Consider the following 17,436-nt stretch of genomic DNA (forward strand, 5'->3'; position numbering starts at 1 on the left):
CGGATCCCGTGAGAGCACCGGCTGCGCGGTTCTAACGCGACGTGCTGTGGTAAGCATCCATAGAAATGACGACAGCAAGATTTGCGCAAGCAAGCAAAGGGGAGGTTCTCCGATGGTGACGTTCCAGACTACGTCGATTCGTAGCCGTTGGGTGTCCTGCCTGCAAATATGGTTCGCGGGCTCGCATGGGTTGGATCCGGTGATCGGCGCCTGCGGCGATACCGATGGGGCGTCGCCCTTTCTATGCGTTTTGAGCCCGAGTCCTTTGATGCCTTTTTCGTGTTCCTCTCTTCGCCGCGCTGCTGCTGCGCTGCTCGGTGCTCTCATTTGCTTCACATCGCTTGTGGGCTGTGATGGCGCCTTCATTGGGGATCGAGAGGGTGGATACCGGGTTTCGGAAGCCATAGAGGTCCACCTGGCCGCATCGAGTTCATTGAAGGTCAATGGCTTCGAGGTTGCCGCTGGGTCTTCAAAGACGATTACCGGTAGCTTCATGCGCTCTGACTACTTGAATGACACCTTTGAAGGACTGCCGGTGAAGCGAAGTGTCGTGACGCTGGAGCTGAGCTATGCCAGCCCGGGAGAAATCGTCGGTCGCAGGTCTGTTCGAAAGGACTATTTCGACGGCATCTTCAACCCGCGCGGGTACTACGACGACGGTTTGGCAAGCGGGGTGTCGGACTATGCGGTCGTGCGCAATCTTTCGATGCTCCCGACGGCGCCGCGTGGTGGTGAATCGGGAACGTGGTTTGAACTCACGCACTTCGAGAGTGGAGCAAGAAAGGTCGTCACGGGGCTCACGACGGTGAGCTATGCGTTTGCCGTGGCCGTGGCCGGATCGCCTGGAGCGCTGACCATCACGATGGCCACCATGGATGGCAGTCAAGCGCCCGTCTCTACGATCACGTCGATCTACGAGATCGCATTGACGCCATCAGGCTATTCCTCGATCGCACCCGCAAGGCTGCTCAAGCAGGTGAAGGTCCTTTCCGACGGATCGCGAACAGAGCTGACCTACTCTTGAAGGTGTGCGGCGCGACAGACGCGTAGGCTTCAGCAGGCTCAAGGCTGGCGCGTTTAGTCGGCCAGCGACCCAGAAGCAGTTCCGAGGTGGTTTGGAGTGGCGGTCTTGGTTGTCGCGGCGATCCGCGCTCCCTTGAAGGCCCATGCTCGAGTGCATCAACGAGCCCGTCGCTCTGATGTCGAATCGAGTCCGACGTAAGGTGATTGGCGATGTCGCTGGGCGGGGAGCGACTCGAAGAGGAGAGGGCTTCAGCCGCTGATTTGAAAATAGAATTTACTGAAAAGGTATGTGGCGGTAAATTCTATTTGTATGCCGAAGGTTTCCAAAGCGCTTCTTCAGATGCCTCCAGCGACTGCAAAGGCGTTGCAGAAGCTGGGGGCGGATCTCATGGTGGCCAGGCTGAGACGGAAACAGTCCCTCAAGACTTGGGCGACTCGTCTGGGGGTCACCATTCCGACGTTGTTGAGATTGGAGGCGGGCGATCCATCTGTGAGTGTGGGCATCGTGGCGACTGCGCTCTGGTTGGTCGGGCGAGATGGTGAAGTCGCGCGGCTGGCGGCTCCTGAATACGACAAGGGTGCACTTGAACTCGACGTTCGGGAGGCCGTCAAGTTGGCCGATGATCGCGCGCGGGCAAGCGCAGAAGCGGCGCTCTCTGGTAGAGCCCGTCAAGCCAAGAAGTAGTCATGCGTCACGACAGGCTTTTCCTCTGTTACCTCGAGAGCACTTCAAGACGTGCGGTGTGTCCGAGTCAGATACAGCGGCGATCGCTCAGCATGTCGATGGTGACGCGTTGCGCGCCCGGCGAGACAGCCCCGCGCCAAAGGATTACGCATCCATGGCGAACGTGAGGCCGCGGCCCCTTCGAGCCTTGGTCCGATCAAGGACGCCAAGCAAGTGGTAGGACGGCTGTAGTCGCTGAAGGGGCGGGCCGTGCATCGTGTTTGGGTCTGGCGACGGCGTCATCTTCAGCAGTGAAAACATCATCTTCGACGAAGCCAGGGTGCCGTTCTCGCCGACACGTAGGGGATGCGACTGAAGTTGCGCAGCGATCCGCTTTAAGCCGGGCGAGTGCGAGGAGGTCGGGAAGCGGACCTGCATGGCCGTTGACCCGTTCAGCGACTTCCTGGAACTGCTGGAGTCCGCCAGCTTCGAGTTGATCCGGAAAGACCCGACGCCCCTCGTCGAACGCTTCTCGACCGACGCGTCAGCCAGCAGAACTACGCCAGAGGCTAGGCCAAGTAGCCGTGGCGTCGCGATGCAAATGCGAAGCACCAGTCCATCACTCCGCGTGCGACATCAGGTGTGCTCGTGGTGATTGAGCGGTGCATTCATGCCGGTTCGCTCGGCAAGAGATTTGCTAGAGACCGGCGTCGGCTCGTTGTCGTTTACACCGCAATGAAGTCGCCCGAGATCTGAGCGATGACTACGAGTTCTTGTAGGTTTCAACGCGCGACTTTCGGCAGGACTTTGCTGAAGAAGCAACTGTTTCCCTAGGGCGGCAACCTGCAATTCTGCAAATTACGCGCGAGCGTCACCTTGTCAAGGGGGGCATGCCTCACTGCGACTTCAATGGAGTGGATCGCCAGACTGGCGCGATGTATTTCACTCAGCCTTCACGAACATGAAATCTCACCGACACGTCCCGAAGCTGGCAATTACGCTGACTGCGCTTGCAGCACAGACGCTTTGCGTACAGGTCCTTGCTCAGACACAGCCCGATCAATTGGAGCGCGTGGAGATAACGGGCTCAAACATCAAGCGTACGGTGAAGGAGAGCAGCTCACCAGTCGATGTCATTACCGCCAAGGACATTTCTGCTTCAGGCGTCAGGAACACGCTAGACCTGCTGAGGGCTCTCGTGCCAGCTATGGGCAGCGACGGCTTCATGGACAGCCCCACTCAAAACGGCTTCTCCAGGAGCGTGTCGACCGCGTCGCTGCGGAACCTGTCCGCCACGTCCACGCTGATCCTGCTGAATGGCCGTCGGATGACGCCATCAGCTTACGCCAACCCGAACAACGGTACATCTACGCTGTATGACTTGAATTCGATTCCGGTCTCGGCGCTTGCGCGCGTTGAGGTGCTGAAGGATGGTGCCTCCGCCGTCTACGGTTCGGACGCCATCGGCGGTGTCATCAACTTCATCACCCGCAACGACTACCAAGGCATCGAAGTCAAGGCAGTTGGTGGTGCTAACGGCCACAAGGAATTTCAGAAGGGTGGCCTCAGTGGGATTGCTGGTTACGGCAACCTGGCCACTGACGGCTACAACGTCCTGATCGGTGCGGACCTCTCGGTCAAGGGGCGGAGCATGGTGAACGACGCGACTGACGCCGGCATCCAGGCCGCCGACTATCGTGCGATGAACCTGCGCCGAAATCCCTACGGCAGCATCCTTTCGTCTTCGCCGTTCTTCACCAAGGAGGGCACCTCCGGGGCGCGAAATTTCTCTCAGGCCAGCTCGGCCAACATCATCAACAAGGTGAACTGCGATGCGTCGCAACAGATGACTGTTCCGACGGCGGATGCCATCAAGTATGGCTTCTCGACCGCTGCCTCGGCGGCCGGATTGCTGAACAGGCCCTTCTGCAATTACAGCCTCGACAATAACAACGAGATGCAGAATCCGGGAACCGACGCGAATCTGCTCGGCCGCGGCACGCTGCAAATGAACAGCAACCTCACTGCATTTGCAGAATTTGGCTACAGCCGGAGCGAACGCAAATATCTTGCCGCCTCGCGCACCATCAATGGTCTGTCACCCACCAGCAACTTCTTGCTGGGCGGCGGGGGTACAGCCCCAAGCTTCCAGCCAATCTTGGAAGTTGGTCATCCCGACAACCCGTTCCCAAATGCCCGTGCCGCGGTTCAGCTGCGTTTTGAGAACATCAAAGGTGGCTACAACGAGCTGAATGAGGGCTACCGTGCGCTGGCGGGCGTCAGGGGCACGGTCTTCAGCAATTGGGACTGGGAATCCGCAGTTCTCTGGAACCGTTCTGATCGCAACGCGTACTACTACGGCTTCTTGCGCCTGCCAGTATTGCGCCAGATGCTAGGGACGCAGTACGGTGGCAGCAACCGCTCGCTGGCCTCTATCGCGGCCGATCCAGATCTGTCGCGCCCTTTGCACAACATCGGAAAGGCTGAGATCGTCCAGTGGGACGCCAAGGTCAGCACCGAGTTCGGCAAGCTGCCGGGCGGCGCCATTGGCATGGCTGCCGGCGTGGAGCTGCGCCATGAATCCATCGACCTCCAGCCAGATCCCGAGAATGCCGCGGGCAACATCCTGGGTTTGGCCAATACAGCCGTGAAGGGCGGCCGTGATGTCAAGTCAGCCTTCGTGGAATTCCGTGTGCCAGCGCTGAAGTCGCTGGAATTCGACCTGGCTGGCCGTGTCGACAAGTACCCCGGCATCAAAACCAACTTTGTGCCTAAAGCCGGCTTCAAATGGACTGCGACGGATATGTTGAGCCTGCGCGGCACCTACGCGGAAGGCTTCCGTGCGCCCGCTGTGTCGCAGGTAAGCCCGGGCGGCGCGCAGTTCTTTATTAACAACCTGCTGGATCCCGTACGCTGCAACACCAACGCGTCGCCGCAAGTGCCATTCCCTGGCGCGGAAGCGGCAGACTGCAACAAGACTGTATCCGGACAAGGGGGGGCCAACCCGTTGCTGCGTCCGGAGACGGCCTACAGCTCGTCCTTCGGTCTGGTTCTGTCTCCGACGCAAGGGGTCGATTTCGTGGTGGGCTACTTCAAGATCCGCAAGAACGGTGAAGTGGCTTTGGGCAACGCCCAGGATGTGATCGACCATCCAGAGCGCTATCCAGCAGGTTCACTGGTGCGTGATACCAATCCCGCCTTGCTGTTGAATGGTCAGCCAGGCACAGGACCTCTGTTGACTGTCGCTACGCCTTGGAGCAACCAGGGCAGCACGATGGTCTCAGGTATTGACTTCGAGGCCAAGGTGTCCACGAAAATCATGGACGGTGCTGCCAAGTGGACGAACTCACTGAACGGTACCTACACAACGAAGTACGAGCGCATCGAAGCTCCGGGATTGCCGTCCAACAACCTCGTAGGAACCCGTGGAACTCTATGGGACTTTGCGACTTCGGCGGGCGATATTCCGCGTACGAAATTCCGCCTTTCGTCTGCGCTGGAAACTGGCGACCACGCGCTGATGGGGGCGCTGAATTACGTCAGTGGTGTTTCGTTCATCCGCAAGCAAGAAGGACAGCCTGACGGAACGATGACGAACTACTCTGGCAACACCTGCCACTATGGCAACGTCACAGACCCAGGCGATGTGGCGCTGGGCTTGGTAGGCCGCGTCCAGATCGGTCAGGCGCCCACTGCAACCAATGGTCGCGACCTCTATCTGAACCGCTACCCGGGTTGCCGTTTGAGCAGCTGGATGACGTTTGACGTGGGCTACACCTACACGGGCTTCAAGGACCTGACGCTGTCCCTGAACATTCAGAACATCTTGAATGAGAAGGCCCCCTACGATCCGGGCTCTCCTACCAATCCTTTCATCCTTGGCTATAACCCCGGCCTGCACAACCCCTTCGGGCGCTACTTCACGGTCTCAGCGAGCTATAAGTTCCGTTGATCGAAGGACTTCAGCGGTTAGCCATCAAAGGGCGCCCAGGGGGCGCCCTTTTTGCAAGAAGATCTGCTTGGACTAGCACCTTCTGATTCAAGGGCGGGCGTGTAGCGTCGCTTCCCTTGGTATGCAACGTTAGCGTTTCGCACGGCAGCCCGACTCAGCGCCGGCCCACGCACGCATCGGATTGGGACGACGGAGAGATTTCCTCAGGAGCGCTGAAGCGAAGTCTTCGGCCTGAACAGGAAGCGACGCCCTGGTTGAGTGTGTGTGGCCCTAGCTCCATGTCTAAACAGGTGCTCGTTGACGAAGCCAAAACGCAGCTCCTACGATATTTCGGGGTCCTTTGCTGTCTTTCGGGATGGGCCTGCGAATGAACTCGAGGCGCAGACTGCTGTGAGGAGCAGGGAAGTATTGCCTGTTTCGGTGTCGGAAGGCGCATCGTCCTGGTGTGCGCGACATTGATTGATCCCTCGTTAATAGGCGGAATGGCATGAAATCAATCGCAACCCGTTGGATGACTGTCGCAACACTGGTCTGCGCTGCAACAGCGGCGCAGTGTGAAACCCAGGTCGCTACTCAAACGCTTCATGTTGGAGATCAGATCGCCCGACTGCATCTGCTGACTGCTTCGGAGAGGACGTATTTGCGATACAACATTGACGGAAACGGCAAGCGGAGCGCCACTGACATCTGGCGCCGGAAGGTCTCTTTCGAAGGGTCGGGTTCCGATCGGGTCATACGCATTTCACAGCGATGGGACAGTGCGACGCCTGATGAGTACCGGTTGCTGGAAGAAGCCACGTTTCAAGCTCAGAACATGAAGCCGATCCAGATTCGTCGTGATGTCCAAAGGGGCGGCAAGAGCAGCAGCAGGACCTATCGATTTCTGGAGGGACACGTCACTGGAACCGCCACTGAAAGATCACCTGCGCTAGACGTCAAGTTAGACGAGCCGATGTTCGATTTCGTGACTGACATCGAGCTGCTTCAGACCTTGCCTTGGTCGCCAGGATATTCGGTGAGCATTCCCTTCTACGAACCTGGAGGAGATGCGCCGGGTCGCTATCGCTTCGAAGTCGTTGGTGAAGATAGACTTGCAATGCCCAACGGGCAGACGGCAGATGCTTGGGTCGTTGCCTCCAACTACAACGTAGAGGACGGTCCTGTTAAACGATTCTGGTTCGCGAAGGGAACGCAGATCATGATCCGCGAAGAGGTGACGTGGAAGGATGGACTGTCTTACATCAAGACCCTGCAATGGGATGAGCCTGCTCCATTGAAGCCGCGAAAGACTGCCGGTCAATCTTGACGTGCATATTTGATGGTCGGCGACGCAGCAGCGTGCGCGAACGTCCGTCGCCGACCCGTCTGCAGCTAAGGAAGCCTTGAAGGTGTGAACAGGTGCCGGCGCTTGGACTCGAGCCAGCGTCGCCAGGCTCACGCGTTGAGCAACGTGAGGACGCTAGTTTCATGCGGCCTCGAACGCACTTGATTCTGCGGAGTCAAACGCCTAAGGCACCAGCGCACTCTTTGGCGCGGCGGCGATGTTGCGGCAGTCTCAGCGGCGCGTATCGTGCTCGACGTACGGTCGATCTCGTGCAAGCAAGACTTCATGATGACCGCATCCCGGCGGGATCATCGGAAAGCAGTTTTCCTGCTGCGCTACGCGAACATCCAATAGATATGGAGCCTCGCTGTCCATGCATCGCTTGAGCGCTGCATCCAGCTGGGCGCGGGCGTCCACACGTTCTGCCTGCCATCCGAACCCGCGGGCTACTGCGACGAAATCCGGTGGCGCGGCGGTCTCGCTTTGGCTGTACCGGCTGCCGTGTATCAACTCCTGCGACTGCCGGATCATCCCCATCCACCCGTTGTTGCAGAGAACGACTTTCACGGGGGTACGGTGCTGCAGCGCCGTTGCCATTTCCTGGATGTTCATCAGAAACGAGGCGTCTCCGCTGAGACAGATCACCAAGCGGTCAGGGTGAGCGATCTGTGCACCGATTGCCGCCGGAAGGCCGTATCCCATGGTGCCGGCTCCGCCGGAAGTGAGCCACCGATAGGGGCGTTCAAACCGCAGATGCTGGGCAGCCCACATCTGGTGTTGACCCACATCCGTGGACACGATGGCATCACGGCCATCTAGGGCGACTTGAAGCCTGGAAATGAGCGCCTGAGGTGCAATGACTTCTGGCGTATCGACAAAGCTCAGTGAATGCGCCGAGCGCCATATATCGATGTGCTGCCACCAATCGTTCAGGCGGCGTGGCGCGATAACTTGATTTTCGAGTGCGTCATTGAGGGCCGCAAGCACGACCTCGCAGTCTCCGACGAAAGGCAGGGTTGCGCGTACCACCTTGTTGATCGATGCGGGATCGATGTCAATGTGGATCACGTCGGCATAGGGACTGAAAACATCCAGCCGGCCTGTCACGCGGTCATCGAAGCGCGCACCTACACAGACGATGACATCAGCGTGATGCATAGCAAGGTTGGCTTCCAGCGTGCCGTGCATGCCGAGCATGCCAAGCCATTGCGGGTTCGATGAGGGAAATGCGCCCAGTCCCATCAATGTCAACGTGCACGGTGCGCCAGTCAAGGCGGCAAGTCGTGCGAATTCCGCGCAGGCTTGCGGGCCCGCATTGATCAAGCCACCGCCGCCATACAGCACGGGACGAGATGCCCCGGCAATGAGTGTGGCAGCTCGCTCGATCCCGCGCATGCTGCTGCGGCGATTTACCCGTGGCGGCGGGTCCGGCGGGTGCCGCTGCGCGTCGGGGCGGTCAAGCTGAATGTCTTTGGGAATGTCGATGAGTACGGGGCCTGGCCGACCACTTCGAGCCACGTGAATGGCCTTGCGCAGCGTGTCTTCCATCAGCTCAGACCGACGCACCTGGGTGTTCCATTTCGTCACGGAGCGCGAAATACCCAGCGCATCACATTCTTGAGATGCATCCGTGCCGATAGCGGTCGTTGAAACCTGACCGCTAATGCATAGGACGGGGATCGAGTCGCACATCGAGTCCAACAGTCCCGTTGTCGTGTTGCTCACGCCAGGTCCGGACGTGACGAAGATGACGCCCACCTTGCCTGTCGTCCGCGCATAGCCCTGTGCCGCGTGCACGGCTGCCTGTTCGTGACGGACCAGTACGTGGCGCATGGCCGGTCGAGAAAGCAACGCGTCATATAGCGGCAGCACCGCGTCACCCGGGTATCCGAAGACGGTATCCACTCCCATGGACAGCAGGGTGTCGATAAGGACCTCAGATCCGTTTCGCAAGTGCCGTTGCGGTGGATGGTGGGCGATGCGCTGTTCGACGATCGCGGGCTGATTAGCCGCGGGCGGTCGAGGATCGAGAGACATCACGCTTACGTTTGGCAGATCACTCTTCATCGAGCTTGGAAAGATGAGCGGGGAGGAAGGCGGTCGCCGTCAATGGTGCGGTGCATCGACCCGTGGACTCATAAGCGAGATCGGTCGCGAAGTCGGCTCATGGAGCGACTCCTGTGGACTCCCTATGTCGAGCCTTGCTCAACGCTATCCATTCAGAGGCACGGTCGCTAACGTGCATTGCCCTGGATCCGTGACGGCGCTCATGGCAAGTAAGAGCTTCCGCGGAGGGGGAAGCTCCAACATTGAACTCGAGCTTTGCAGAGGCGCTTGCCGAAGTTGTCGCGACAAGTGCCATCTACCTGGCAGTTGATATGTCACCAGGTGAGCCGTTGCGTTGCGGCAAGGAGCGAAGGATTTACTTTGTTGAAGTGGACTATGGACAGATGCACCGATCTACTTGAAACGCTGGCGAGACAACGGTATCAAGCCCATCTCGTGACTACCTCGGTAGAACTTATCGCCAACTCTGTACACCACACCACCGGAAAGAGGCAACTCAATTCGATAGCTTTTAACGACTATCGGCAGGGATTGCCCCCGGTTTCTGTGTTTGACGCGGAGACTGGCGTCAACAGTAAACTCGGGACCCAACTTGTCGCCGTCGTCGTCCTCGTCTTTAGCTGCTGCTTCTGCTCTGATTTGAGTCAGAGCGGTTTGAGCCTGTTTGGCAGTCAAGATGCCCATTTTTTGATTCGTACGAACCATGGCTTCATAGTCGACGTACCAGGTGCCGATCAGCTCTTGAACGTGAGCGGGCGTGATGGGTTGAATGTCCTTTCCATACATATTAGATGCGTGCTTTGCATTTAGATTGTCCAAATCGTCTCGCGATTGCGCGGGAGCTGAGACGGCGGTCGAAAGAGCCAACAATAGGCCAACAAGTCGAAGCACGTGGAACTTCCTCTGCAAAGGTGACAAGCGTTGTGCCGATGCTAGCCGTCAGCACATGGACGAGCACTACGACTGCTCGTACGACGCGTTTCGCAAGCTGCCATCGCGACATGGTTGCCGCTGTGTGGTCTGCTATGGCTTGTTTGGAGGCACGTCAAAGGACACGCCGGTGTCGGTCTGCTTGGAGAACGACGCGACTCCCGTGCCCATTGAGTGCGAGCGCAAGAGCGATTTGCTTATCGCGGTCTTTCTCTTGCGAAACTACGGCCTCATCTAGGTCATCAGCAGTCGGTGAGGACAACGCGGCTCAGTTCAACAGGGTTAGGTCGATATAGGAGGCGGAGCTGCTGACGTACGCTCTCGTCATGTGATCCGTATCAAGATACAGCGGCCTCCCATTGCTGTCGAATATCGGACATTCGTCAGGTGTGCATAGGGTCCTAAGTGGGTCGATTACGACTGCGTTTAGAGACGTTGCGATCGACCTGACTGCGAAGTGCAGTGCATCCATTTGCCTCGTAAACTCCACTGGATCAAAATGCAGATCCGCTATAGGTTTCGGCGAAATCTTGGACAGTCGAGATCCGGTAAACATGTTCTTGGGCGCAAGTTGGGGGCCTGCTGGCGCGCTGAGCAGGATGTAGATTCGCTTCCCCTTTGTTGCAGCAACTCGCGCCAGATAATCGCTCAAGGCCTTGCGGGCAAGAGGTTGCTGAAGCTCCTCAGAAAACTTCAACCAGCTCACGCTTAGGACAATTCTTTGCGTTGAGGGCTTGCCAATCAGCTCCTCAAGAAGCTCTAGCGCGTCATCGCAGGTATGCGTGCGCAACATGATTTCGCGCACTAGGCTGCAAGCGCGCTGATTACCAACCAAGATTGCGCCGTTCGACGCGCTTGGATTTTCCCTGATAACTGCTTCAATCCGTGGGCCGTACTGCTCCATATGAGAGTCGCCGAGAAAAAGCGTGTCGGAGGCGCGCGCGCTGTGGAGGTCGGAGTAACGCAAGGCTCCTAAGCTGTGCAGGTTTGAGGACGGCGGCGGATATTGCCAGTCATTCCCGGCAAGCAGAATTTTGCTAAAGCTGACGTCGCGCAATCGGGGCTCAAACGTACCAGCGTGCGCAACAGCGCCCACGCAGGCTACAGAGGCGAGACCCGCGACCAAAGCGGATGCAACGTGCGGTTTGGCCGAGTGCCTGACGCGCCGCTCCACGAACCTCCAGGTGAGGTGCGCGAGGACCAGCGCCAGCGTGACGGCAATAGCGCGTTCGCTCGGTGTGAGAACACTCCCCTTGACGACCTTGAAGAAGACCAGTACTGGCCAATGCCACAGGTAGAGCGGGTAACTGATCTTTCCCACGTAGACGGCGAGTCGACTGGACAGAACAACCCTGTTAAACCAGCTGCCGTCAGCAAGCAGAAGCAACACTGCACCGGCAGTAGGCAGCAACGCCCACCACCCCGGGAACTTACTCTCTTTGGTCAGATTGACTATGGCAATTAACGCCACCAGCACCCCCAGTCCCGCCACCGGATTCACCCACGTGGAGCAACTTAGACGGCGAGTTAATGTTGTGTGCGCTAAGACGGCACCCACCAACAACTCCCATATGCGAGCAAATGGTGAATAAAACGCAGCCACGGCGTCCTTATTAAGCAGCAGAACGCCAAAAATGAAGGACGCAGTCCCAAGGGTAAGGATCCACGCTCCTAGCCGCCTCTTCGAAACCATACTAAGGATCACCGGCCATACGACGTAGAACTGCTCTTCGATGGCCAAAGACCAAAGGTGAAGGAGGGGCTTTGTATCGGCAGCAGGATCAAAATAGCCCGCCTGACTCCAAAGCACGAAGTTGGCGAGGAACGCCGCTCCTCCGCTCATCTCAGTACCTAGTAGCACAAACTCGTCCGACATCAGCACGTACCAGCCGACAGCCAGTGTGCTAACGCAAACGAGGATGAGCGCTGGAACGATGCGCTGAATTCGCCGTTTGTAGAAGTGCAGGTAGCTGAAGGTCGAATCTTCCAGCGACGTCAAAATGATTCGGCTAATCAAGAAGCCGGAGATGACGAAGAAGATATCGACGCCTACAAACCCGCCTTTTACCAAATTTGGGAAGGCGTGAAAGCCAACCACTGCGCTTACCGCCAGCGCTCTCAACCCATCAATATCCGGCCGATATGTGCTTTTCAAAATGTCAATTTAAATTTTGCAACCGACGTTCATACTCAACGCTGGCGGACAGCGGTGCTGGTGTATCGAGCCGCTAGATTCCGTTGCCCGGACTGAGCTACCGCAATGCAGGCGCTGCGAACCTTCGCAATCAGCCTGAAGTCGCCTTAGGGCAAGTTGCGCAAGCGAAACTTCAACTCCGCTTGTCGCTCGTCGGCGCCGGGATGCTCGGCCCGACTTGCGGTGCATCGCATATGACGGTGCGCTCTGCAGGCTTGAAGTACAGCGCCCCCGAGCACTGGCTATTGCCCTTCCATCGATACCCGGCCGCCTGCATTCGGCCTGTCACCGTCGCCAGCGCTTGACCGTTCTGGGATATGAGGAAGGACCGTCGTCGCTCCCCTCGGGAGTCCATGTAGCCGGTTGGGTGCACACCATGCGTGCCATATGGCTCGGCCTTGATGTCGTCGTCGGATGGTGCGCTAGCCGCTGATGAGGCAGCAGAGGCTACGGCCGGTGGCGCTGGCATGTTGCGGACCGGCGTGGTGACCGCAGCCATTGCTTCGGCCGCTTTGGCCTGCGCAGCAGTCTGATTCTTCGACCCGGCATCCGTCGTCCATGGCATTTTCAATTTGCCTGTCACGACAGCTCGCACTTGCTTTGCGTCGAGGAGGCCGACCGCGCGTTGCTCGCGCGTGTGCGTCGGAGCTTCGCTGTACGCGCCTCGAAGTGGAGGTAGGGTCACGCTTTGCTCGCTTGACGAGCCAATGCGCGAAGGTGATCCGAGGCAGCTTGATCGTCGCAAATGTGCAGGCGAACCTCTTTCAAGACGGAACCTTCGAAGCGAAATTGCTCGGCGATGTAGATCGTTCCCTTTGACTTCGCGAGGCCAGCACGCATGGTGGCAAAAACGATCTCGTCGTCACCGAAGACCCCAAGCAGTTCGAATCGGGTGAAGTCGTAGAACTCACGGACCTTTGGATAGAACTCTTGAAATTCCGCAAGCCCGTGAAACGTTCCACCGAAAGGTAGTGAAGCGGGCTCGTGCATGACGAGGTTCTTGTCGAAACGATCCGGATAGTCTTCAAGTCGGCGCTTGGTGCCGATCATCTCAGCGATAAATTGCTTGTTTGACAGACTGCTTGCCATGAGGTGTCTTCATTGAATGGATCGATCGGGACAGTCGTCGCTACGCAGCGCTTCTTTGTCACTGCTTTAGTTGCAGGCTGTACGTGTGCGACGAGGGTCAAGGTTGTTGCAGAACACTCCGGTCTTTTGGGGCGGCGAAGTTGTTCACGAAGAGTGCGTCTCTTGGCTGAGGCGTTACTCGTCCGCTGTCTCTTGGCAACGTTTTGTGCCTCGCCTGAGGCTTCGTTCAAGTCTGAGCGATGTTTAGAAAATTGAGTCTATGCACATTGCTGTCGGTGGCTGACTACGGTGTTTCGTGGTTGCCTCGCGGTGAAGGGTGGCTCTGGACTGCCGCCTTTTCTAATGTTCACGGAACCGGGCGCGCTGGCCGTTGGCTGTGGGTGCCTTCGCCCTGTCCAACTGCACGTTCACGCTCCGCATCGCCGCGCAACCGTAGGGTCCGAATCACCGTTCGCCGCACTCGGGAGGCCGAGGCCCAAGGGAAGGTGATTGCATTCACCGACGATCGTCGCGTGACCGCCGATGCGTATCGCGCGGCGAGATTCGTCGGTCATCTGCACGATGCTCCCCGCTGAGCGAATGACGGCTCCGCCGACGCCGGCGCGCCGTACAAATCCTTGTCCTGACATACGACTTTTCGTAGCCAGCACTCGCCGTCGATCGATATCGGAGCGAGTGCCTGGCAAATAGACTGCGATGGCCTCGCATCACACTCCAGGTCGTTTGGTTCGCATGGCAGCGCCATCGGGAGGATCCCCCGAGGCAGCTGGTGCCGAAATTCCAGACTCGTTCTGCCAATGCGACCAGCCTCGCTTCATCTGACGATGACCTCCGTCGGTGGCTGAGACTGCCGAATATGGCCGGTAGCGGCGCAGGCCTCGCAACGGAGATGAGGGCACCCATGTCGAATGTTGTACCGGTAGCGATCCAACGCCGCTCATCGAACTTGGAGAACGTGAGCCGGGCCACGATTCCGGTTTCAACGATGCACGAGGAAACACCTGGCCCTTGCAGGGCGTGTGTTGCGCCGATAGCGCCTGACCCTTCTCGTCATCGCGAGGCTCGACGTGAAAGACGAGCCAACTTTGACTTCAAGGCGGCTGGAGCAAGGTTGGTCTGGATGCTTGCGTTGACGGTTCCAGGCCATGTTGCGTGGTCGGCCACGCCGCTTGGAAGCATCGACCAGCTGCCGCTGTCGGCTGGACAGAACATCGTCCATGCCGCCCCGGTCATCACGGAGGTCCCCTCAATCGAACTGCCCGGCGTACCGGCCCGTGTGGCGGCTGTGTTCGCCAGCATGTTCCCCAGTGATCCCGCCGATTCGTCGGCCAGCCAGAATTCGCTCGCATGGGGCGACATCCCTGGCCTCGGGACTTTCGACGTCATCCAGGGCGAGGACCTATCGGCGCAATACTTGGCTGGCCTTGCCCGCACCATCAGCCTCCCCGAGACCGGAAAGGACGATGTGCGCATCAAGCTGCAGGGTAGACCGGGAAACCTGTGGCGAACGGATGAATACACGTTGCGAGGTGAACCGATCTGGATGGAATGCAGCTTTATCGTCACCTTCTTTGCGACGACGCAGGGCACACGTGTCGAGGTGCACGAAATCGGGACGCTCTTGCCAGGTCGTCAGTTGATCTCCAACCCGCGTACCTTGAAGTCCGATTGGGGGTATGACTTGCGCGATATGCCCTATCCGACCCGCAAGGAGCCATTGAAGCTGCTGCAGCTCCTGCACAAGAAATGGTCGGCCTCGACAGCCCTGGGCGCCGACAAGCTGCCCTGGCCGCCTCGCGCGATGCCCGGACGCAACGCCTTTCGCAAGCGCCTCGAGATGTTGATAGACACCGAGCGACTGAGAGTGACGGACGCCCGTGGTGCTCTCGACCCGTCGGATCCTTCTAAGCTGCGCATCGGCTGCGAGATGGTCCACGACGATGACGAGCCGCTGGTGTTTCCCCCAGGCACCGATCTGCATAGCGCCTTGCAGTTGCTTCAGGGCATCGAGCCCGTTTCCGCACGGGCGGGATTCGATAGGCCATGGCCGTTGCTGGGTGTGGCCTATCCCATCGGCAACAACCTTTTTGTGCCTGCACGTACCGTGTTGAAGCCGCACGAACGGATCAAGCTGGACGAAACCATCTCGTTGACGATATTCAAGCTGCGTCCGGGGCGGTACCGCATTCACTTGATGCTGTTCGCCAACACACGAGCCGGCCGGGTGCAGTACTCGGAGCAGACTGGCTCCGGAGTCACTTTCGAAATACCGGACAAGCTGCAGCAAGCAAAGCCGCAGTAGCGGTATGACAACTCGTTCGTGCGGTGAAGGCGGTGTAGGCAGTTGGGCAACCTAGGTTGCCCAGACGAGGCAGAATCAGCCGCTGGGTCACTCGGGACAGTCTGATTCGGTCACATGCTTGAAGGCCTGGACGTCTGGAACCCAGCTTCAGTGCGCTTCATTGAAGGCCACAGTGGTCGTAGTCCCACTCCTCTCGTGGATCACTTGAATTCAGCACTCTCTGTCGTTTTCGCGGCTTACTCGGCAGTATCAAAACCGGGATAGGCGAAGGCCCCAGCGATGCGATCACAGTCGCTGACGGTGACACCTGCTTCCCGAGCCGTCGCGTACCAGCTTGCGCTTACCTGAGCGTGCATTGCGCGAACGATGGCTTCTGCTTCATCTCGAATTAGTAGAAAGCGCGCGTGCTGGCTTTTTAGATTGCCAGCATTGGCTGCGCGCCCCGCATCGCCGCAGATCATGGCTAGGTCGCGCCGTTCGATGCTGACGGGCGTCGTCGGTGTGAGGTCATATGCCGGTGACAGCATCCAATCGGAGCCGCGCGCGATCACCGCATGATTTCGCGGGTGATCGTCGTTGTTGCTGATCAGGGCGTTAAAGCACATGCGAAGGAAAAGTTCGCGCGCATTGTCTTCTGGCTGTGCACAGGCGCGCCGAACTTCCTCGGCCAGGGCGACATAGGACCACCGTTCGCGCGAGCGATGCGTGTCGTCAGCGCGTAGCAGCGTCAGTGCACTGACCATGCGGGCGCGCATATAGCCGCCGTCGGTTTTCAGTCGATCAAAGCGTTTTACAAGCAGTACAGAGCGACCGGCAACCTCGACGACGCGGCTGGCCGCGACATTGATGCCGCAAGTCCGTGCGAGGACCAGCATTGCATGCTCGACTTTCGCACTGTCCCAACGGTCGTCAGGGCGATTGAATTTGGCGATCCATAAGCCTTCCTCGTCTTCGATGACGGCCTTTGGTCTGGCGCCGCCCATGGAGGTGCCGAGAAGTAGCAGGTTCTCCACCTGCTCGGTATCGCCGGCTCCGTCGCCCTCTTGCGCCACGATGGCATCGGCGGCGCGCTGCAGTTCGGTGAGATCTAACGTTCGGTTGAAGTGCCGTCTGGGCGCGGGCGGCACCGAATTCAAGCCGAAGCCTAGTGCGCCGGCCCTGTCATCCGGCGAATGCAACAAATACTGCAGTTCACCAAGCGATGTTTGCCCGAGATGGCGCTCAATGAGTCGGCGTCCCCAGTAGTCAGGGCTGGCGTCCCGTATGGCGCCGAACATGCCGCCCAGTGCCGCCGTTGAATAGGTCCGCGGAGCAAGCTTCAGCTCGACTGGGTCAAGGGGCACTGCATCCGGCCGCGCAAGGTAGCTTCTGCCATAGACGAAACGCCCTTCAGATGCACCATTCCGATTTGCGCCCAAGGTAAAGCGACCGGCGGTCACGGGTTCCGTCCAGCCGGGAAGGGTTATGTAAACGAAGCATTCTCGAGGCTCAGAAGTCATTGTCGAGATCTCCGCTCGGCCGTGCCCTCACGCGCTCACGCGCGAGCGCCAGTGTCTGGCCTTCGGCGTCCTTTTCCGGCGATGCGAGGTCCGCCGCCTGGTCAAGCAGGCCCAACGCCCATAGCAGAGCTAGGTAGACAGCGACACCGGTTGAGGGCTTGCCTTTCTCGGCGTCGGAAACGGCACGAATTCCTGTCCCGATCTTCTCGGCGATCTCAGCAACAGTGAGGTTGCGTCGGACGCGTGCCGTCTTGAGGCTGGCTCCAAGGCGTGTCAGCGCTTGTTCGACCTCAAAGGGGGGGGCGGCGAGCAGCTTGTTGCGGGCGGTCATTGCGGTACCTAGCTGCTGGCGCATAGCCATAGAGACCCATGCCCAGCATGCTTCAATGTTG

At 58.7% G+C, this 17,436-nt stretch carries 11 protein-coding genes; 5 read left to right on the top strand and 6 right to left on the bottom strand.

Annotation, left to right across the window (positions count from 1 at the left end; translation table 11 throughout):
* The first annotated feature begins 112 nt into the window (after positions 1-112).
* From ACS5PN_RS00070 to ACS5PN_RS00085, 4 genes are all read left to right on the top strand, one after another.
* Positions 113-1,024, top strand: a complete 912-nt coding sequence (locus tag ACS5PN_RS00070) for a hypothetical protein (protein ID WP_439461905.1) — start codon at positions 113-115, stop codon at positions 1,022-1,024.
* Positions 1,025-1,333: 309 nt separating this feature from the next.
* Entirely contained in the window at positions 1,334-1,708 is a 375-nt protein-coding gene (locus ACS5PN_RS00075) for an XRE family transcriptional regulator (RefSeq protein ID WP_439461906.1), read from the top strand.
* Between the two features lie 940 nt (positions 1,709-2,648).
* Positions 2,649-5,639: a TonB-dependent receptor domain-containing protein gene (locus ACS5PN_RS00080; protein ID WP_439461907.1), complete on the top strand. Its 2,991-nt coding sequence runs from the start codon at positions 2,649-2,651 to the stop codon at positions 5,637-5,639.
* Between the two features lie 487 nt (positions 5,640-6,126).
* Positions 6,127-6,945, top strand: coding sequence for a DUF3108 domain-containing protein (locus ACS5PN_RS00085; protein ID WP_439461908.1), 819 nt, complete (start codon positions 6,127-6,129; stop codon positions 6,943-6,945).
* A 249-nt stretch (positions 6,946-7,194) separates the two neighbouring features.
* Here the strand turns inward: ACS5PN_RS00085 and ilvB are convergent, their stop codons facing one another.
* The 4 genes from ilvB to ACS5PN_RS00105 form a co-directional block, all read right to left on the bottom strand.
* Positions 7,195-9,030 (bottom strand): biosynthetic-type acetolactate synthase large subunit, encoded by a 1,836-nt coding sequence (ilvB, locus tag ACS5PN_RS00090; RefSeq protein WP_439461909.1) that lies wholly within the window; start codon positions 9,028-9,030, stop codon positions 7,195-7,197.
* Between the two features lie 393 nt (positions 9,031-9,423).
* Positions 9,424-9,921 carry a hypothetical protein gene (locus tag ACS5PN_RS00095; protein ID WP_439461910.1) on the bottom strand — a complete coding sequence of 166 codons (498 nt, stop codon included), beginning with the start codon at positions 9,919-9,921 and terminating at the stop codon, positions 9,424-9,426.
* A 307-nt stretch (positions 9,922-10,228) separates the two neighbouring features.
* Entirely contained in the window at positions 10,229-12,115 is a 1,887-nt protein-coding gene (locus ACS5PN_RS00100; RefSeq protein ID WP_439461911.1) for an acyltransferase family protein, read from the bottom strand.
* Between the two features lie 720 nt (positions 12,116-12,835).
* The gene (locus ACS5PN_RS00105) at positions 12,836-13,243 is read right to left on the bottom strand and encodes a nuclear transport factor 2 family protein (protein ID WP_439461912.1); all 408 of its coding nucleotides are present in this window, start codon (positions 13,241-13,243) and stop codon (positions 12,836-12,838) included.
* Positions 13,244-14,363: 1,120 nt separating this feature from the next.
* Between ACS5PN_RS00105 and ACS5PN_RS00110 the strand changes: the two genes are divergently transcribed.
* Positions 14,364-15,545, top strand: coding sequence for a hypothetical protein (locus tag ACS5PN_RS00110; protein WP_439461913.1), 1,182 nt, complete (start codon positions 14,364-14,366; stop codon positions 15,543-15,545).
* A gap of 236 nt (positions 15,546-15,781) precedes the next feature.
* On the opposite strand, the gene ACS5PN_RS00115 is transcribed toward ACS5PN_RS00110, so the two are convergent.
* Complete coding sequence (locus ACS5PN_RS00115) at positions 15,782-16,984, bottom strand: type II toxin-antitoxin system HipA family toxin (protein ID WP_439461914.1); 1,203 nt, start codon at positions 16,982-16,984, stop codon at positions 15,782-15,784.
* Positions 16,985-17,033: 49 nt separating this feature from the next.
* Entirely contained in the window at positions 17,034-17,375 is a 342-nt protein-coding gene (locus ACS5PN_RS00120) for a helix-turn-helix domain-containing protein (protein ID WP_439461915.1), read from the bottom strand.
* Positions 17,376-17,436 lie beyond the last annotated feature (61 nt).

The sequence above is a fragment of the Roseateles sp. NT4 genome (assembly GCF_051857475.1).
In the GTDB taxonomy this organism is placed as follows: domain Bacteria; phylum Pseudomonadota; class Gammaproteobacteria; order Burkholderiales; family Burkholderiaceae_C; genus Pelomonas.